Origin of the sequence: uncultured Clostridium sp. (assembly GCF_934754915.1) — a bacterium.
Taxonomy (GTDB): Bacteria; Bacillota; Clostridia; order Clostridiales; family Clostridiaceae; genus Clostridium.
Genome location: NZ_CAKVKB010000002.1, coordinates 24,004 through 42,891, shown reverse-complemented (window position 1 = coordinate 42,891; position 18,888 = coordinate 24,004). Strand labels below are relative to the sequence as shown.

General features: G+C 27.9%; 18 protein-coding genes and 1 riboswitch. All 18 genes read left to right on the top strand.

Features of this window, described 5'->3' with window-relative positions:
• The first annotated feature begins 331 nt into the window (after positions 1-331).
• The 18 genes from Q0F58_RS00720 to der all read left to right on the top strand — a co-directional run bounded on the left by Q0F58_RS00720 (position 332) and on the right by der (position 18,886).
• Complete coding sequence (locus Q0F58_RS00720; RefSeq protein ID WP_294371132.1) at positions 332-1,132, top strand: sigma-E processing peptidase SpoIIGA; 801 nt, start codon at positions 332-334, stop codon at positions 1,130-1,132.
• Between the two features lie 12 nt (positions 1,133-1,144).
• Positions 1,145-1,852, top strand: coding sequence for an RNA polymerase sporulation sigma factor SigE (sigE, locus tag Q0F58_RS00715; RefSeq protein ID WP_294371130.1), 708 nt, complete (start codon positions 1,145-1,147; stop codon positions 1,850-1,852).
• Positions 1,853-1,934: 82 nt separating this feature from the next.
• Positions 1,935-2,708, top strand: a complete 774-nt coding sequence (gene sigG / locus Q0F58_RS00710; protein ID WP_294371128.1) for an RNA polymerase sporulation sigma factor SigG — start codon at positions 1,935-1,937, stop codon at positions 2,706-2,708.
• Positions 2,709-2,871: 163 nt separating this feature from the next.
• The gene (locus tag Q0F58_RS00705; protein WP_294371125.1) at positions 2,872-3,129 is read left to right on the top strand and encodes a YlmC/YmxH family sporulation protein; all 258 of its coding nucleotides are present in this window, start codon (positions 2,872-2,874) and stop codon (positions 3,127-3,129) included.
• A 72-nt stretch (positions 3,130-3,201) separates the two neighbouring features.
• Positions 3,202-3,651, top strand: a complete 450-nt coding sequence (gene nrdR / locus Q0F58_RS00700) for a transcriptional regulator NrdR (protein ID WP_294371121.1) — start codon at positions 3,202-3,204, stop codon at positions 3,649-3,651.
• 248 nt (positions 3,652-3,899) lie between these two features.
• On the top strand, positions 3,900-4,640 hold the full coding sequence (pgeF, locus tag Q0F58_RS00695) for a peptidoglycan editing factor PgeF (protein ID WP_294371119.1): 741 nt from the start codon (positions 3,900-3,902) through the stop codon (positions 4,638-4,640).
• 12 nt (positions 4,641-4,652) lie between these two features.
• Positions 4,653-5,351, top strand: coding sequence for a response regulator transcription factor (locus Q0F58_RS00690; protein WP_294371116.1), 699 nt, complete (start codon positions 4,653-4,655; stop codon positions 5,349-5,351).
• A gap of 4 nt (positions 5,352-5,355) precedes the next feature.
• Positions 5,356-7,044, top strand: a complete 1,689-nt coding sequence (locus tag Q0F58_RS00685) for an ATP-binding protein (RefSeq protein ID WP_294371114.1) — start codon at positions 5,356-5,358, stop codon at positions 7,042-7,044.
• A gap of 424 nt (positions 7,045-7,468) precedes the next feature.
• Positions 7,469-7,554: riboswitch (cyclic di-GMP riboswitch) on the top strand.
• 178 nt (positions 7,555-7,732) lie between these two features.
• Positions 7,733-8,224, top strand: coding sequence for a hypothetical protein (locus tag Q0F58_RS00680; RefSeq protein WP_294371111.1), 492 nt, complete (start codon positions 7,733-7,735; stop codon positions 8,222-8,224).
• Complete coding sequence (locus Q0F58_RS00675; protein WP_294371105.1) at positions 8,221-9,216, top strand: lipopolysaccharide assembly protein LapB; 996 nt, start codon at positions 8,221-8,223, stop codon at positions 9,214-9,216. Before Q0F58_RS00680 ends, Q0F58_RS00675 begins: the two co-directional genes overlap by 4 nt.
• A 316-nt stretch (positions 9,217-9,532) precedes the next feature.
• Positions 9,533-10,471 carry a phosphate ABC transporter substrate-binding protein gene (locus tag Q0F58_RS00670; RefSeq protein ID WP_294371103.1) on the top strand — a complete coding sequence of 313 codons (939 nt, stop codon included), beginning with the start codon at positions 9,533-9,535 and terminating at the stop codon, positions 10,469-10,471.
• Positions 10,472-10,574: 103 nt separating this feature from the next.
• Positions 10,575-11,465, top strand: coding sequence for a phosphate ABC transporter permease subunit PstC (gene pstC / locus Q0F58_RS00665; RefSeq protein ID WP_294371100.1), 891 nt, complete (start codon positions 10,575-10,577; stop codon positions 11,463-11,465).
• Complete coding sequence (gene pstA / locus Q0F58_RS00660) at positions 11,465-12,349, top strand: phosphate ABC transporter permease PstA (protein ID WP_294371247.1); 885 nt, start codon at positions 11,465-11,467, stop codon at positions 12,347-12,349. Before pstC ends, pstA begins: the two co-directional genes overlap by 1 nt.
• Before the next feature lie 9 nt (positions 12,350-12,358).
• Positions 12,359-13,108 carry a phosphate ABC transporter ATP-binding protein PstB gene (pstB, locus tag Q0F58_RS00655; protein WP_294371097.1) on the top strand — a complete coding sequence of 250 codons (750 nt, stop codon included), beginning with the start codon at positions 12,359-12,361 and terminating at the stop codon, positions 13,106-13,108.
• Positions 13,109-13,126: 18 nt separating this feature from the next.
• On the top strand, positions 13,127-13,789 hold the full coding sequence (gene phoU, locus Q0F58_RS00650; RefSeq protein ID WP_294371095.1) for a phosphate signaling complex protein PhoU: 663 nt from the start codon (positions 13,127-13,129) through the stop codon (positions 13,787-13,789).
• Positions 13,790-13,911: 122 nt separating this feature from the next.
• The gene (locus Q0F58_RS00645) at positions 13,912-15,069 is read left to right on the top strand and encodes a phosphatase (protein WP_294371094.1); all 1,158 of its coding nucleotides are present in this window, start codon (positions 13,912-13,914) and stop codon (positions 15,067-15,069) included.
• Between the two features lie 50 nt (positions 15,070-15,119).
• Positions 15,120-17,213 (top strand): polyphosphate kinase 1, encoded by a 2,094-nt coding sequence (ppk1, locus tag Q0F58_RS00640; protein WP_294371091.1) that lies wholly within the window; start codon positions 15,120-15,122, stop codon positions 17,211-17,213.
• A gap of 356 nt (positions 17,214-17,569) precedes the next feature.
• The gene (der, locus tag Q0F58_RS00635) at positions 17,570-18,886 is read left to right on the top strand and encodes a ribosome biogenesis GTPase Der (protein ID WP_294371088.1); all 1,317 of its coding nucleotides are present in this window, start codon (positions 17,570-17,572) and stop codon (positions 18,884-18,886) included.
• Positions 18,887-18,888 lie beyond the last annotated feature (2 nt).

Genomic DNA, 18,888 nt, shown 5'->3' with positions numbered 1-18,888 from the left:
TATATAAATTTTTGGTTAAATTTTTATTATAAAGACTTGCAGTTTGAGAAATGGATTTTTAAAAAGTATAGGATTAAGTGAATTAAGATTTTTTAAAAATAATATTCTAATATTTAGGTGTATATATATAAATTTATATCAAAATTAGATATAAAAGAATAATTTGCCTATTACTAAAGTATTTATTTAAAGTTAAAAAAGTAAAGGTGAAAATTTACTGTAAATATATGTAAAAAGTTAAAAATAAAAAATAAAACTCATACATGCTATTATGACAAAATTTTGAAATAAAAGAGACTATAATAAATTCAGGCAGTTAGGGGGGCTTATGATGGCTGTTTATGCAGACATATATTTTTTAGAAAATTTTATAGTCAATATATTTCTTTTAAGTGTAACCATGAGATGTTTGAAGCATAAATATTCAATACGCATACTTTTGGAAGCTGGATTTATAGGTGCAATGTATAGTTTGGTTTTACTAATTCCTAAACTTAAATTTTTTTCAATACTGCCTTTTGAATTATTAGTGGCATATTTGATGCTGAGAATAGTTTATGGAAAGACAAATCTGATAAATACAATTAAAGCAGTATGTATATTTTTTATGAGTACATTTACGTTGAGTGGAATATGTTTTCTATTTTCATTAAAGCAGAACTATTATGTATATGGCAGTTATAAAATAGAGAAATATTCAATTAAATATATTATTATTGGAATTATGATTATATTTATATTTTTAGATAGAATGACTGAATATATAAAAGATAGAACAGCTGTAAGCAATTATATTTATATGATTGAATTCCAGGTGAAAGGTAAAAAATATAATTTGCAGAGTTTTCTAGATACAGGCAATGAATTAAGAGAGCCAATTACAAATCTTCCTTGCATTTTAGCAGAAGAAAAATTTTTTTCTCAGAAGAATTTTTCTGATGAAAATGTATACTATATATCTTATAATGCTATTGGATATGAAGGCAGATTAAAGGGAATTAGAGTTAACAATATTAAAATTAAATGTGGAAAGCTAGAGTGGAGGAATATTGATGCTGTAGTATGTCCTTGTAAGGAAAAATTGAGCAGAGAAAATGACTTTAATGCTCTATTATCAAGAGGAGTTTTATGAGGGAGGATATATATGGAAAGATTATTTTTATTTCTAAACAGATTGTTGAGCAGAATAAAGTTATTCAGCAAAAATTTGTTTTATGTAGGGGGGAATGATGCGTTGCCTCCTCCTTTGTCTAAAGATGAAGAAGAAAAATTGTTGAAGCAGCTTGGCAGTGGTGATGAAAAAATAAGGAGTACATTAATAGAAAGAAATTTAAGACTTGTAGTTTATATAGCAAGAAAATTTGAAAATACAGGAGTTTATGTTGAAGATTTAATATCAGTAGGAACTATTGGATTAATAAAAGCAGTAAACACATTTAATCCTGAAAAAAAAATTAAATTAGCAACGTATGCATCAAGATGTATTGAAAATGAAATATTGATGTATTTAAGAAGAAATAGCAAAGTAAAGGCTGAGATATCGTTTTATGAACCTTTGAATATTGACTGGGATGGAAATGAACTTTTGCTTTCAGATATTTTGGGAACTGAAAATGATACAGTATATAATCTCATTGAAGATGAAGTGGACAAACAGCTTTTGTTTATGGCATTGAAAAGTTTAAATGATAGGGAAAAAGAAATAGTAAGATTGAGATTTGGATTAAATGGAACAAGAGAAAAAACACAGAAAGAAGTTGCTGATATGCTTGGAATATCGCAGTCATATATATCAAGATTAGAAAAAAAGATAATTAAAAGATTGAAAAGAGAAATAAATAGAATGGTTTAGGTTGTCTGTAAGTATAAAAGTATACTCTATCGGAAATAATGTTTAATGCAATGGATTATTACTTCCGAAGGGGTTGATACTTATGATAATTAATAAAGTAGAAATATGTGGTGTTAATACTTCAAAACTTCCAATACTTAAGGAAAAGGAAAAAAAACAACTTCTTCTACAAATGAAAGCTGGAGATAAACATGCAAGAGAGACATTTATAAAAGGCAATTTAAGATTGGTATTGAGTGTTATTCAGCGTTTTAATAATAGAGGCGAAAATATTGATGATCTATTTCAAGTTGGATGTATAGGATTAATGAAATCCATAGATAATTTTGACTTATCTCAAAATGTAAAATTTTCAACATATGCAGTTCCAATGATAATAGGAGAAATAAGAAGATACCTTAGAGATAACAATTCAATAAGGGTAAGCAGATCTCTGCGTGACATTGCATATAAAGCATTAATTGTACGAGAGAAGTTTATTAAAGATAATAATAAAGAACCAACAATATCTCAAATTGCAAAAGAACTTGAACTTCCAAGAGAAGAAGTTGTATTTGCGCTTGATGCAATACAAGATCCTGTATCTTTATATGAACCAATCTATCATGATGGTGGAGATGCTATATATGTAATGGATCAAATAAGTGATTCAAAGGATACGGATGAAAATTGGCTTGAAAATATTTCTATAAAAGAAGCAATGAAAAAGCTTACTGATAGAGAAAAGTTAATATTGAATTTGAGATTTTTTAATGGAAGAACTCAAATGGAAGTTGCAGACGAAATAGGCATTTCTCAAGCACAAGTTTCAAGATTAGAAAAGACAGCATTAAAGCATATGCGTAAACATGTATGATAAAAACTGGTATTATATAATGCCAGTTTTTATAAATTTGTTCTTTAAATTTTTTACTGAACATATAATATATTGGTATGCAATATAATAAATAAATTTTTTACTATAGATTTATAACTGCTTATTATATAAAACAAAATATTGAATTCAAGGGGGAAATAGAATGGAGCTTGAATTACATTCACTTAATGCTATGCGAAATATGGAAGTTATAGATATACTTACAGGAAGTAAAATGGGATACATAAGTGATTTTAAAATTGATTGCAGCACAAATAAAATAGTATCTTTAATATTGCCAGGAGAAATAAAATCATGGTTTTCAAAGGATGATAATATTGAAGTTAAGTGGAATGATATTGTTAAAATCGGTTCAGATGTTATTCTTGTAAAGGTGAATGAGACCTTTAGTGAAAATTAATGTGGTAATAAGTAAAAAATATAGGTATAATAATTATAAACATTAGAGAAAAGCAGTGAGGTGAGTAAGTAAATGAAATGTCCATTTTGTGGCTTTGAAGAGAGTAAAGTTGTAGACTCAAGATCAACTGATGATAATTCTACAATAAGAAGAAGAAGAGAATGTTTAAAGTGCAATAAAAGATATACTACATATGAAAAGATAGAAGATTTTCCTATATTGGTCATCAAAAAAGATTCTACAAGAGAAAATTTTAATAAGGAAAAAATAATTAATGGTTTAATAATTGCTTGTCAAAAAAGACCTGTTTCAAGAAAACAGATTGAAGATATAGCCTATGATATAGAAAAAACAATATCAAATAGTATGCTTACAGAAGTACCATCAAAAGATATTGGAGAAATGGTAATGGCACGATTAAAAGATGTTGATGAAATATCTTATGTTCGATTTGCATCAGTATATAGGCAGTTTAAGGATATAAATACATTTTTAGAAGAAATTAAAAGCTTAATAACTTAAAATTATATAAATTTTAAATAAGCAATCTAATGGATGTTGAAGTCTATTTTCAATGTCCATTTTTTATTATAAATTCACGATTTTTGATTGTTACAAAATTATATAGTGTTATATTGATGTTAAACTTTGGTTAAGAATATTATATGTTTTAAATATAAGTGTTAATATTATGTAAGAAGATGCTTTTTATAATTTATGTAATTAAGGATTTATAATTAATAATCTTATACATATTTTAGGAGGACAACATGAAATTTTTAAAAGTAAATATGATGGAAAGAGAAAAAGATTTTTTAAAGACTGAAGGTAAAAATTTTACAATAGTATTTACAAATGCTGAGAACAACAGAAGTTTTAATAGAAATACTGAATCAGGAATAAAAGAGCTTGAATCATTAAAAGAAGAATTTCAAGTAAAAGATATAGCATATTTAAAACAAGTGCATAGTGATAAAATCTTAAAATACACATTGAATCAAAATAAATTTAATGAAAATGAAGGTGATGCAGTCATATCTGATGAAAAAGAAGTTATAATAGGGGTTTTTACTGCAGATTGTGTTCCTGTCATTCTTGTAGATGAAGAAAAAAGCGTTGCAGCAGCAATACATAGCGGATGGAGAGGAACTTTTGAATCAATAACATTGAAAACAGTAGAAAAAATGAAAAAAGAATATGGATGCAGAAGTGAAAATATAAAAGCATTTATAGGACCTCATATAAGAGAATGTTGTTATGAGGTATCACAAGAATTGAAGGATAAATTTATAGAAAAAAAGAATAAAATTGAACCATCAGTATTATTTAAAGATAAAAATTTAAATTTAGAAGTATGCATAGAAAAAGATTTAAAAGATGCTGGTTTAAAAGAAGAAAATATAAATAGTTTAGGTTTATGTACTTATTGCAGTAAAGAAATTAAACTTCATTCATATAGAAAATCAGAAGGTGCATATGGAAGAATGTTTGCTTTTATTATTTTACATTAGGAGGAATATTCGATGACTAGAGAAAAAATATTGATAGTTGATGATGAAGAACATATAGTAGAACTTTTAGATTTTAATCTAAAAAATGCAGGATATGAGACATTTACAGCTTCAGATGGCATTGAGGCTGTAAAAATAGCTGAAGAAGAAAAGCCGAGTCTGATTCTTCTTGATCTTATGCTGCCAGGAATGGATGGATTTGATGTGTGTAAGGAAATAAGAAAAAACAAAGAAATGAAAAATACATCTATAATAATGCTTACTGCAAAGGGAGAAGAACTTGATAAAATACTTGGACTTGAGCTTGGAGCTGATGATTATATAACTAAACCATTTTCAGTAAGAGAACTTCTTGCAAGAGTAAAAGCTGTATTGAGAAGGACGTCAGTTTCTAATATTCAGGAAAGTGATATCTATGAATCTAAAACTTTAAAAGTGGATTTTGAACGTCACGAAGTGATTGTAAATGGCGAAAAAGTTGATCTTACATTGAAAGAATTTGAACTTCTGCATATACTTATAAAAAATAAAGGAAAGATACTTAAGAGAGAAATGCTTTTAGATAAGATATGGGGATATGAATATATTGGAGAAACAAGAACAGTTGATGTTCATATAAGATATCTTAGAAAGAAAATTGAAGAGGATGATAAAAATCCAAGATTTATAGAAACTATAAGAGGAGTAGGATATAGGTTTAATCCTATCTAAAATTATGAAGAATAAAATATTAAGTCTTGTTATAATAACTGTTTTATCTGCAATATTGATAGTAACATCTTTGTTTACAATTGTTACTAATATGGAACAGATAAGAAGTGCAAAGGATTCTCTCAGAAGTATTAATTTTTTAATTTCTCAATCTGGAAGTGATATTGAGGAAAAAATAAAACAATGTGATAATATCAGAATTGATGATATGAAAATAAGATTTACACTTATAAGAATGGATGGATCTGTATTATATGATAGTGAAAGCAATACAGAAGAAAATCATAAAGACAGGGAAGAAGTGAAACAAGCTATTCAGTATGGTGAAGGATATGTAAGCAGATACAGTGAAACTATGAGCTTGAACTATATATATTATGCCACAAAAATAAATGACAATTTAATAATAAGAAGTTCTGTACCAGTAAATACTATAAGGATGATGCAGCAAGAAAAAATAAAATACTATCTACCACTAGTGCTTATTACAGTAATTTTTTCTGTGTTATTTGCATTAAGGATGATAAGAAAGATTGTTGAACCTGTAAAAGAATTGGAAAGTGTAACATTAAAAATGACTAATGGAGACTATAAAATAAGGGCTAAAGTAAATGGAAATGATGAGCTTGGAACTTTAAGCAGAAGTTTTAATAATATGGCTGATGAATTGCAGAATAAAATTCAGGAAGTTATAAACAATCAAACTAAATTAGAAGCTATATTTAATAGTATGGATAGTGGAATTGTTGCAGTAGATAATGAAAATAAAGTTATTTCAATTAATCCAGCAGCAGAACTTCTTTTAGGAATAAAGAAAAATATTAGTGGTGAAAAATTGACAGATTATATTACAGATCATGAAATAATTGATTTTTTAGAAAATGCAGAAGAACAGGACAAAGAAATAACTATACTTCATCCAATAGAAAGAAATATTAAAATAAAAAAATCTGAAATGTTGGACAAGAAGGTTAATTTAGGAATGGTAATAAGTTTTCAAGATATAACCGACATGAAAAGGGTTGAACTTATGAGAAGTCAGTTTGTTGCTAATGTATCTCATGAACTTAAGACTCCTTTGACATCTATTAAAGGGTTTGCTGAAACATTAAAAATTGTTGAAGACAGTGCAACAAGAGAAAAATTTTTAAATATTATAAATAAAGAAGCTGAAAGGCTGACAAGACTTATCAATGACATACTTGTATTATCTAACATTGAAAGTAATCTTGTATCAGATGTTGAAGAATTTAGACCTGGAGTTGTTATTGAGGAAGTGGCTAATATGTTGAAAAAAACTGCAAAAATTAGAAATGTAGATATTGAATTTCAAGATGACAGCAGTGAATGTATATTAGGTGATAAAGATAAATTTTATCAGCTTGCATTAAATCTTATTGAAAATGCTGTTAAATATTCAAAAGGAAAGGACAGCTATGTAAAGATAACAAGTTATAATGAAGCTGGATATTATTATCTTATAGTAAAAGATAATGGGATTGGAATACCAAAGAAAGATGTATCTCGTATTTTTGAAAGATTTTATAGAGTTGATAAATCAAGGAAAAAGGGAGGTACTGGTTTGGGGCTTGCTATTGTAAAACATATTGTTAAGATATTTAATGGTGAAATAAATGTAGATAGTGTATTTGGAGAAGGAACTACATTTGAAGTTAAAATTCCATATATATAATATTAAAATAGAGTGAATACATTAAGATAAATTCTGTAATGTTTCACTCTGCTTTAGTTTTTGGGAAAGTGTAAAAATGCTTAAAACTAAAATATAGATATAATGTATTATAATATTAAAATTATATGTAAATTTTGTTTTATACAGGTAAAAATATCGAAAATATTTCATGCTCCATTTTCAATTATACATTATTTAACTAATTATAGATGAGGAATGTGAGAGAACAAAAGAGTCATTTATGAAATGAATCTGATGCTAAATTATTTTTTTATATAAATGTTTTAATTTATATAAATTGCTGAATGAAAAAGAGTTTTCAAAAACACTATTTGACAGAAAATAACTTTTTATTACAATTAAGCATAAAAAATGTTGAAAAATATAGAATTATATGGTGTTCGTTATGGGAAGATAATATAAATTAATATTTAAGCAAAACTAAGGAAATTTGGTGACGCAAAGCTAAAGGGACTAAAATTAGTAAAATCATGTCAGCCAGCTGCCAAAGAGTAAATAATATTCTTTGAATTCGAGGTTAATAAAACTGTTTAAAAATTGAATCATAAAGAAGAGTATGTAATTTTAATGATTGGATGATATATTATACAGATTTATTTTAGATATAAAAAATAAGCTATAAGACTGATTTTATAAATTTTTAAAAATATATTTTAGGAGAAGATGTATGAATAAAAAATTAAAAATTTGTATCTCAGTAATTTTTAGTTTAGTATTAATAATTATATGTGGCGTGAATATTTATATAAAAAGAAATTCAACAGAATATTTATTAACGCAAAGTTTGAAGGAAAAAGTTCAAAATAAAGGACAATTAGACTATGATCAATTTCAAGAATATAAACAGAAAAATATAGATAAGATGAACAGCGGTGAAGAATTATCCGCGGAAGATTATTTTTTTATTTCTTATGGATACTATTTAGACAAAAACATGGAAGAAGTTAATGAATATAGTAATACTGCAAAATTAAAAAAAGATGAATTTAAAGATGATTTTGTAAAAACATATAATGAATTTTTAATAGCTTATTCAGATCTTTATTTAGGTAATGAAGATGAAACTATTGAAATAGTAAAAAAGTTTATGAGGAAAATACAATTAAAGATTGGAATAAAAATTATAAACTATTGTATTCATTTTCTCCACTGGTTATGAATACAGAATATCAGTATGAAATTATAATAAATGAATTTGAAAAATTACTACAATCTGAAGCTAAATTAGATGGTGAATGTATTGTTTTGCTTAAAGACACTTTAGCATCATTATATATGGAACATGGCAAATACGCAAAAAGTTTGGAAAATGACTTGGAAATAAAAGCTTTATTAGAATCAGAAAAAATTCAAAATGGTGATTTCTATATGGTTAGAGTATATGCAAATATGGCACTTGTTTATGAAATTTTAGGAGATTATGATAATGCTGAAAATTTATTTAAAGAAGGATTAAATTTAGATATAGAAGATAAAGAAAGTGAAAGATCCCAAAAATTCATTATGTTGAAAAATTTATTTGCGATATATATTTCCGATGATAATGATGAAAATAATATGAAAAAATTTGAAGAGCTATTAGATGAATATTCAGATTTTTTCAAAGATAGTGATGAACCATATTTTAATGAATTGTATAATATATGTTTGACAAATTATTACATAGGAAAATATGAAATGAGTGGAAAAACTACACAGGAATATCTAGAAAAAGCAGAAGAACATCTAAATTTGATTGATTTAAATCAAGTAGATCTTAATAATGGAAAATTAATTAGAATGGATATGGAATATGCAATAAATTATAATTATTTAAACTATTTAAAAGGAAATGTTGATGAGGCAATAGAAAATTTTAAAAATTTAATGAATTCTAATGATGATACTAAAGTTAAAAAATATGTATGCCAACGATTGTCAGAAATCTTCTCAAACAAAGGAGATTATGAATCAGCATATGAATATTCTAATGAATATTTGAAACTTTATAATGAAGAATCATTGCTCATAAACAAGGACTATTCTGATTATTCTATTCAAAAATATAATGATGAATTGCATTTAAGAGAAATGAATAAAAAAGTCTTACATGATTATATTAAAAAGTTTATTAATAAAGATAATGTGGTTATAAAAGATCAAGTTGTTTAAAATTTAGGTTAAATCTAAAAATTAACAGATATATTAAAAAGAATATTTAATAATGTAGAACTATTATATAAGAATTTTGATTAAGAAGTGTTAAATTACAGGTATTAACATAAGCTGAATTCAAGATTAATAACTTATATAATAGTTCTTTTTTGTTAATTACTATATAGCGTATGTTAAAATTTCTTAACATACATCTAATATAAGTTAACATGTACATAATAATTACTTAACTTATAAGGGGTATTATATAACTTGTAAGGAAGAAAGAAAATAAAAAATGTTTTACAAATATTTTTGTTCAGGGGGAACTACAATGAAAAGAAAATCTTTAAAATTATTAGCAAGCGCTTTATTAGTAACAGTAATGGGAGTGGGAATGCTTGGATGTGGAAGCAGCAGTGATGCTGGAAACGCTGCTGGAAATTCAACTGAAGGAACTAAGCAAGAACAAAAGCTTGAAGGATCAATAACAATAAGCGGATCTTCAGCATTGCTTCCATTAATGGAACAGTCAATTGAAAAGTTTAATGAAAAATATCCAGATGTTGAAATAAGTGCTCAAGCAGGTGGATCAGGAACTGGTCTTACTCAAGTATTAGATGGAACAGTAAATATCGGTAATTCAGATATATTTGCTGAAGATAAATTAGAAAAAGACCAAGCAAGCCAGTTGGTTGACCATAAGGTAGTTGCACAAGGATTTGCAGTTACAGTAAGCAAATCACTAGGAATAGACAGTTTAACAAAAGATCAGATTAAAGATATATTCTCAGGAAAAGTAACAAATTGGAACCAGATAACTAAAGCAGATGGAACTACAGGTCCCGATAAAGAAATATTTGTAGTTCATAGAAAGAGCGGATCAGGTACAAGAGCTACTTTTGAAGAAAAGATACTAGATGGAGATAAGAGTTTGGAAAATGATTCAATTGGTGTTATGCAGGATTCAAATGGAGCAGTATTGACAGCTATGAAACAGAATGATGGAGCAATAAGTTATTTAGGACTTGCTTATATGAATACAGATGAAGCTAAAGAAGCATTAACTATGGTAAGCATTGATGGAAAGAGTGCAGAAACAGCAAATATTTGTGATGGTTCATATCCTTTCTGGTCATGGGGACATATGTATACTAAAGGTGAACCTGATGAAGTTTCAAAAGCATTTATAGATTTTATATCAAGTGATGAAAATAAAGAAAGTTTAGAAAATTTAAGTTTCATTTCTGGTAATGAAATGAAAACAAAATAAATTAAAACTTTGGCTGGATGAAATATAAGTGCTTTGTAAAAAAGCACTTATATTTTTAATAAAGGAAAATCTTAAAAATAAATTATATTAAGGATGAGTAGAAATGGAAAAAAGAAGTTTTAAGGAAAGGCTGAAAAATGAATATATAGGTCAGGGATTTGCATGGGCTTGTGGAATATTAATAATTTTGATTACAATATCCATTATTATATTTATTGCATCTAAAGGAATTAGAATGTTTACGCAAGATGGATATAGCATAAAGGAGTTTTTATTTAAGGATAACTGGCAGCCAAGTCAGGAGACACCTTCCTTTGGAGCTTTAGCTTTCATTGCTGGCTCAACCATGGTATCAGTAGGAGCAATAGTAATAAGCGCTCCAATAGCAGTAAGTCTTGCCATATTTGTAAATGTTATTTCTAAAGGTTTTGGAAGCAAGATTATAAAACCATGTCTTGAAATTTTAGTTGGTATACCATCAGTTGTTTATGGCTGGGTAGGAATTTCTGTTTTAGTTCCCATAATAAAAAGTCATTTTGGAGGAGTTGGATATTCATTATTTGCAGGAATTCTTGTTCTTTCATTAATGATATTGCCTACAATTGCTACTTTAAGCATAGATGCCATAAAAACTATTCCTAAAGATCATATTGAAGCATCTTATGGACTTGGAGCAACAAGATGGCAGACCATATATAAGGTAATAGTACCAGGTGCAAAATCAGGAATACTTACAGGAATTGTCCTTGGAGTTGCAAGAGCTTTTGGAGAAGCACTAGCAGTTCAGATGGTAATAGGAAATACAGTAAAAATACCTGATAGTATTTTTGCTTCAATGTCCACATTGACAAGTGTTATAACTATGGACATGGCTAATACAGTTGCAGGAACATTATGGAATGATGCATTATGGTCATTAGCATTAATTCTGTTAATCATATCATTTGCATTTATATTATTAGTCAGATTTATTGGAAAGAGGTGCAGCAGATGATAAATTCAAAAAAGGCAGATAAGATTGCAACAGGTGTATTTTATACAATAAGCATATTTATAGTAGTGTTGCTTGGTGCATTTATTGCTTACATTTTATATAAAGGCGGAAGCATGTTAAAGCCATCATTTCTTTTTGGAAAGCCAAAAATATCAGGAGCTGGCGGTGGAATTGGACCTCAATTATTTAATTCCTTTTATATGCTTATAATATCACTTCTAATAACCATACCAATAGGAATTGGTTCTGGAATCTATTTAGCTGAATATGCTAAACAAGGACCTATAGTTAATTTTATAAGGATGTGTCTTGAAACAATGTCATCACTTCCTTCAATAGTAATTGGTATGTTTGGTTTACTGGTTTTTGTAAATATGGCAGGATGGGGGTATTCAATTTTAGCAGGAGCATTGTCAGTAAGTATCTTAAATATACCTTCAATGACAAGAATATCAGAAGATGCACTAAGAGCTGCAAGTAAGAGAGTGAAAGAAGCATCTCTTGGGCTTGGAGCTACTAAATGGCAGACTATAGTGAAGCTTACCCTTCCAACAGCTATGAGTGAAATAATAACTGGTATACTTCTTGCAGCAGGAAGAATATTTGGTGAAGCAGCAGCATTTTTATATACAGCAGGATTAAGTTCAAAGGCACTGGATTTTTCACAAATAAGTTTTGCAGGAGGCAAATCTGCTTTTTCATTATTCAGACCGGCAGAAACATTAGCTGTACACATATGGAAACTTAATTCAGAAGGTATAGTACCAGATGCAGCACAAATAGCAAATGGTACAGCAGCTGTACTTATAATTGCTGTTCTATTATTTAACATAATTGCAAAATTTGCAGGAAACAAATTAATGAAAGCTTATAGCGGCAAGTAGGAGGAAATTATGAGTATTATTGAAACTAAAAATTTAAATTTATATTATGGAGAGAAACAGGCTTTAAAAAGCATAGATATGAGTATAAATAAGAATGAGGTTACAGCTCTCATAGGACCATCAGGATGTGGTAAATCAACATTTTTAAGAACTATAAACAGAATGAATGATCTTATAGATATTGTAAAAATTGATGGAGAAGTATTATTTGAAGGAAAAGACATATATAAAGATTATGATGAAATACATTTAAGAAAAAGAATAGGTATGGTATTTCAAAGACCAAATCCATTTCCTATGTCTATTTACAACAATATAGCATATGGGCCTAAAATACATGGCATAACAAATAAAAAACAGCTTGATGAAATAGTTGAAAAGAGTTTAAGAGGAGCAGCTCTTTGGGATGAAACCAAGGACAGATTAAAAGATAATGCACTTGGAATGTCTGGAGGACAGCAGCAGAGATTGTGTATTGCAAGAACTCTTGCAGTTTCGCCAGAAGTTATATTGATGGATGAACCTACTTCAGCGCTAGATCCAATATCTACATCAAAAATGGAAGAACTTATGGATGAACTTAAAAAGAAATATACAGTAATAATAGTTACACATAACATGCAGCAGGCAGGAAGAATTGCAGATAAAACAGCATTTTTCTTAAATGGTGAAGTTGTTGAATTTGGAAAAACAGAAGATATATTTTACAATCCCAAAGATAAGAGGACAGAAGATTATATAACAGGAAGATTTGGCTAAGAAATGGAGGGAATATAGATGACTAGAGAATTACAAAATATAAGAGTTAAAAATATAGAAAAAGATATTATAACTATGTCTAATCTAGCTGAAAAACAATTATATGAGAGTATGCTGTGTTTAAAAAATTATGATTTGGACAAGATAGATTCTATAGTGAAAAATGATGACATAGTTGATGAAATGCAGAAAAAAATAGAGGATGAATGTGTGAAGTTTATTGCAACAGAACAGCCTTTAGCATCGGATTTAAGAAGGGTTTTTGCAGCTTCAAAAGTAGTTACTGATTTGGAAAGAATGGCTGACCATGCAGTAGATATCTGCAAACTCACAAAGAAAATAGGAAGAAATGTAAATGTGTTTAATGGAAGTCTGGATAATTTATGGGATATGGAAGCAAAAGTACGAATGATGATTAAATCTGCCACTGATGCCTATGTTCAAAATAATTCTAAAAATGCTTATAAGATTTGTGAAGAAGATGATAAAGTAGATGGATTATGCAGGCAGTTGTTTGAAGACATAATCAGGATAATAAAATCAAAAGAAGAGTTGGTTGGTGAAGGGGCGCAGTTATTATTTGTAATTAAATATCTTGAAAGAATAGCTGATCATGTTACAAATTTATGTGAATGGACAATATTTTCTAAAGATGGAGTTTATGTCGATCTTAATGAATAGAGAGTATATATATCATAGACATAAAATATTAATGTAGAAATAGTATACTGGATAAAACAAATGTATATTGTTTTATCCGGTATTTACATATTTATAAAGTAGATAAAAAGAAGGAGAAAAATATGTTTGGAGTAATAGATATTGGTTCTAATACCATAAGACTATCATTATATAAAAATGTAGATAATATTGTAGAGCCTATGATGAATAAAAAAAGAGTTGCAGGCCTTGCATCATATGTAGATGATAATAATATCATGACACAAAAAGGAATTGAAAAAGCAGTATCTGTATTAAATGAATACAATAAGGTTATAGAAGCAGTAGGTGTAAAGAAAGTATTTGTTTTTGCTACTGCATCTTTAAGAAATATAGATAATACAAAAGAAGTTTTAAAAACAATAGAAGAACAGACAGGCATGAATGTAAATGTTCTTTCAGGAGAAGAAGAAGGATATTATGATTTTGTTGGAGCTACACAAAAAACAAATATTGATGAAGGTATCATAATGGATATTGGAGGAGGCAGTACAGAATTAACATTTGTAAGAGATAAAAAAATTGAAAAAGTCGTGTCTATTCCAATGGGATCTTTGAATACATATAGAAAATATGTGAAAAATCTTATTCCAACTAAAAATGAAGAAAAGAAAATAAAACAGTCTATTGTAAATGAATTAGAAAAAATTACTCTTCCAGATATGGAATTTAAATATACTGAAGCTTATGGGATTGGAGGAAGCATAAGAGGGGCGTTTAAATTAAACAGGGATTTTTTTGAACTTGATAATAATGAACAGAGATTAGAAAGAAAAAGTATAAAAAGATTGATAAATATTTTTGAGGACAAGCCTCATATAGCTGTTTCAGAAATTTTAGAAGTTGTTCCAGACAGAATACACACAGTTTTGACTGGAATGATAATGTTGAAGACAATAATGAAATTCTATGGATGTAAGACTGTAGAATTATGTAAATGGGGAGTTCGAGAAGGATACCTTATAGACAATATTAAGAAAGAAAAAAAATATATTAAAGAAGATGCAAATAAACAAAAAGTTAAAAGTGATATAGTGGAAAAAGAAACTGAATTGGAGAGAAAAGATACAAATTCAGATATAGCACAGAAAAATATTAATGAATTAAAGAATAGTGAAAAAAATAAAAAGATAGAAAAAAATAGTACTAAAGAATTAGGTGATAATGTTAAAAATCAAGAAAGTAATTCAGAAGTGCTAAAAGATAATATTAAGATAGTAAAGGATAATGGGAAAAAATAATAAACATAATTACAATTTTTTTAAGTGGAACCAATGAAGGGGGAACACATATGAGCAATGAAAAGAAAAAATATAAGTATACCCAAAATAGAGAATTATCATGGTTGAAATTCAACGAACGTGTATTAGAAGAAGGAGAGGATAAATCAGTTCCTCTTTTAGAAAGATTATCTTTTACATCAATTTTTATAAGCAATCTTGATGAATTTTTCATGATAAGAGTGGGAAGTTTGTGGGATTTATCTATTGTTGAACATGAAGCAATAGACAGCAGATCAGGAATGACTCCAAATGAACAATTAAACAAAATATATGAAGAAGTAAAGCCTCTATATAAGAAAAAAGACAGAATTTATTTTGATATAGAAGAAAACTTAAGAACATATGGAATACAATCATTATCTATGGATGAACTTACTATAGATGAAAAAAATTATATAGAGAAGTATTTTAATGCTAATATACTGCCAATATTATCACCTCAGATAATAGATACCCATCATCCATTTCCTCATCTTTTAAATAAGGTTATTCATATAGTGACTATTCTTAAAAATAAAGGAAAGAATGTATTTGGAATAATACCAATTCCATCAGCTTTACCAGAAGTGCTCTTTTTACCTGGAAATGAGATAAGATATATAAGTATTGAAAAGATTATTCTTGAATTTGCTCATGAAGTTTTTGATATGTATAACATAGCAGAAAAAAATTATATATGTGTTACGAGAAATGCAGATGTAACTGCTGATGATGAAGCTTATGATGTAAATGAGGATTTTAGATATATGATGAAGAAAGCGTTGTCTAAACGTCAGCGTTTAGGAGTAGTCAGAGTTGAAGTTGGTCATCAGTTGAGTAAAAAATTTGAAGAGTTTTTCTGTGAAAAATTTGATATAACCAAGAAACAGATATTTTGTACAAAATCTCCAATGAAAATAGATTACATTGGAATGATAAAAAATAAATTATCTCTTTCTTTAAAAATGGAATTATTGTATACAAAGTTTACTCCACAAAAATCATGTGATTTAATTGCAGATAAAACAATTGCAGAACAAGCAGAAAATAAAGATCTGCTTCTTTCATATCCATTTTACAGTATGAAACCATTTTTAAATATGGTGAAGGAAGCAGCAAATGATTCATCTGTTGTATCAATAAAAATTTGTATATACAGACTTGCAAAGAAAGCCAGATTAGTAGAATATCTCTGCCAAGCAGCTGAAAATGGAAAAGATGTTACTGTAGTAATAGAATTGAGAGCACGATTTGATGAACAAAATAATATAGACTGGTCAGAGAGGCTGGAGGAATCTGGATGCAGGCTTATTTATGGATTTGAAGGATTTAAGGTTCACTCAAAAATATGTCTTATAACAAGACAGGAGGAAGATACAATAAAATATCTCACTCTTGTAAGTACAGGAAATTTTAATGAAAAAACAGCAGAATTATATACAGATTTATCATTAATAACTTCTAATAAGATGATAGGAATTGATGCAGTGAATTTCTTTAAAAATATGGCGATTGCAAATTTAAATGGTTCCTATAATTTATTCTTAGTATCTCCTTTTCATTTAAAAAACAGAATAATATCAATGATAAGAAAGGAAATTGAGAAAAAAGATAAAGGTAGGATAATAATAAAATTAAATTCAATAACAGATGTTGACATAATTAAAGAACTTTCAAAAGCATCTTGTGCTGGAGTAAAAATAGATCTTATTGTAAGAGGAATATGTAGTATCATTCCAGGAATTGATAAGTATACGGAAAATATAAGAGTAATAAGTATAGTTGGAAGATTTTTGGAACATTCAAGGATTTACAGCTTTGGAGAAGGCGATGAACAAAAAATGTACATATCATCTGCAGATTTTATGACAAGAAATACAGAAAAAAGAGTTGAAATAGCATGCCCTATCTTGGATGAGGGTGTAAAATCAAAAATTAATTCAATTATAGAAATTATATTAAAGGATAATGTAAAAGCACGTCAGCTTACTAGTGATGGAACATATGTAAAAAGATCTATTGCTGGAAGATTGATAGATAGTCAAGAGGAACTGATGAAACAAAGTCTCTATAATTCAAATATATCAGAAATATTAAATCCAAAGTATCAGGAAATTGGATAAATATTATATTGAAAATCTCCATGTTTTACTATTTTATAAGGTTCATTTTTAAAGAGGACTTTTAAATAACATGGAGATTTTATTTTTGAATAAAATTAGATTTATATGGAAAAGATAGCAACTGATAATATAGTAGTTTTTTTACGAAAGCAATATAAACATACAAGTAATTCTGTTGACTTAACCTATTTCATAATGTAATATAACAAAAGATAGTATGTTATAATTAAAATATAGTAATGTGAAATAAAAATAATATACTTGTTTCTATTAATGGTAATAAATAAAAAGGCATAATAGATTAAGGAACATAAGAAAATTTGTTCAAAAAACAATAGATATAAGGAGGAAAAATTATGGCAAAACCTATAGTTGCTATGGTTGGAAGACCAAATGTTGGTAAGTCAACATTATTTAACAGACTGGCAGGAAAGAGAATTTCTATAGTTCAAGATACACCTGGTGTTACAAGAGATAGAGTTTATGCAGAAGCTGAATGGCTTAACCATACATTTACAATGATTGATACAGGTGGTATTGAACCTGAAAGAAATGATATAATAATGAAGCAGATGAGAAGACAGGCAAATATAGCAATAGAGACAGCCGATGTTATAGTATTTATTGTTGATGGTAAAGAAGGATTGACAGCTGCTGACCATGAAGTTGCAACAATGCTTAGGAAGAGTAAAAAACCTGTAGTTTTAGTCGTTAATAAAGTGGATTCATTAAAAGAAGAAGATAATGCATGGGAATTTTATAATTTAGGAATAGGTGATCCAATTACAATATCAGCTTCACAGGGATTAGGACTTGGAGATATGCTTGATAAAGTTGTTGAAAATTTTGATGAATCCATATATGAACAGGATGAAGATGAATTTGTAAGAATAGCTATGATTGGTAAACCTAATGTAGGTAAATCATCACTCATAAATAAACTTTTAGGTGAAGAAAGGGTTATAGTTTCAGAAGTGGCAGGAACTACAAGAGATGCTATTGACAGTGAACTTGAAACTGAAGAAGGCAAGTTTATACTTATAGATACAGCAGGTCTTAGAAGAAAAAGTAAAGTAAAAGAAGAAATTGAAAGATATAGTGTTGTAAGAACATATGCTGCAATTGAAAGAGCTGATGTATGTATATTAATGATAGATGCGACAGAAGGAATAACTGAACAGGATGAAAAGATAATAGGATATGCTCATGAAATGAGAAAAGCTATTATGGTTATAGTAAATAAATGGGATCTTGTTGAAAAAGATGATAAGACATTAGACAACTTTAAGAGGGATTTACAAAGCAAGCTTAAGTTTATAAATTACGCAGAATATCTATTTATATCTGCATTGACAGGACAAAGAACTCATAAGGTTTTACAAATGGCTAAAAAATGTTATGATAACTATAATAAGAGAGTTTCAACAGGAATACTTAATGATGTAATAAGTAAAGCAGTTCTTATGAAAGAACCACCAGTTGTAGGTCTTAAGAGAATGAAGATTTATTATGCAACTCAGGTTGCAACAAGACCACCAAAGTTTGTATTCTTTGTAAATGATGCAGAAGCAAGACACTTCTCATATGAAAGATATATTGAAAATCAACTAAGAGATAGTTTTGATTTTAAGGGGACTGGTATACAAATAGAGTATAGACAAAGAAAGGAATAATT

Bases quoted from the DNA above. Each gene is read 5' to 3' on its own strand.
- Q0F58_RS00720 (WP_294371132.1), top strand. From the start codon at position 332: ATGGCTGTTTATGCAGACATATATTTTTTAGAAAATTTTATAGTCAAT.
- sigE (WP_294371130.1), top strand. From the start codon at position 1,145: ATGGAAAGATTATTTTTATTTCTAAACAGATTGTTGAGCAGAATAAAG.
- sigG (WP_294371128.1), top strand. From the start codon at position 1,935: ATGATAATTAATAAAGTAGAAATATGTGGTGTTAATACTTCAAAACTT.
- Q0F58_RS00705 (WP_294371125.1), top strand. From the start codon at position 2,872: ATGGAGCTTGAATTACATTCACTTAATGCTATGCGAAATATGGAAGTT.
- nrdR (WP_294371121.1), top strand. From the start codon at position 3,202: ATGAAATGTCCATTTTGTGGCTTTGAAGAGAGTAAAGTTGTAGACTCA.
- pgeF (WP_294371119.1), top strand. From the start codon at position 3,900: ATGAAATTTTTAAAAGTAAATATGATGGAAAGAGAAAAAGATTTTTTA.
- Q0F58_RS00690 (WP_294371116.1), top strand. From the start codon at position 4,653: ATGACTAGAGAAAAAATATTGATAGTTGATGATGAAGAACATATAGTA.
- Q0F58_RS00685 (WP_294371114.1), top strand. From the start codon at position 5,356: ATGAAGAATAAAATATTAAGTCTTGTTATAATAACTGTTTTATCTGCA.
- Q0F58_RS00680 (WP_294371111.1), top strand. From the start codon at position 7,733: ATGAATAAAAAATTAAAAATTTGTATCTCAGTAATTTTTAGTTTAGTA.
- Q0F58_RS00675 (WP_294371105.1), top strand. From the start codon at position 8,221: ATGAATACAGAATATCAGTATGAAATTATAATAAATGAATTTGAAAAA.
- Q0F58_RS00670 (WP_294371103.1), top strand. From the start codon at position 9,533: ATGAAAAGAAAATCTTTAAAATTATTAGCAAGCGCTTTATTAGTAACA.
- pstC (WP_294371100.1), top strand. From the start codon at position 10,575: ATGGAAAAAAGAAGTTTTAAGGAAAGGCTGAAAAATGAATATATAGGT.
- pstB (WP_294371097.1), top strand. From the start codon at position 12,359: ATGAGTATTATTGAAACTAAAAATTTAAATTTATATTATGGAGAGAAA.
- phoU (WP_294371095.1), top strand. From the start codon at position 13,127: ATGACTAGAGAATTACAAAATATAAGAGTTAAAAATATAGAAAAAGAT.
- Q0F58_RS00645 (WP_294371094.1), top strand. From the start codon at position 13,912: ATGTTTGGAGTAATAGATATTGGTTCTAATACCATAAGACTATCATTA.
- ppk1 (WP_294371091.1), top strand. From the start codon at position 15,120: ATGAGCAATGAAAAGAAAAAATATAAGTATACCCAAAATAGAGAATTA.
- der (WP_294371088.1), top strand. From the start codon at position 17,570: ATGGCAAAACCTATAGTTGCTATGGTTGGAAGACCAAATGTTGGTAAG.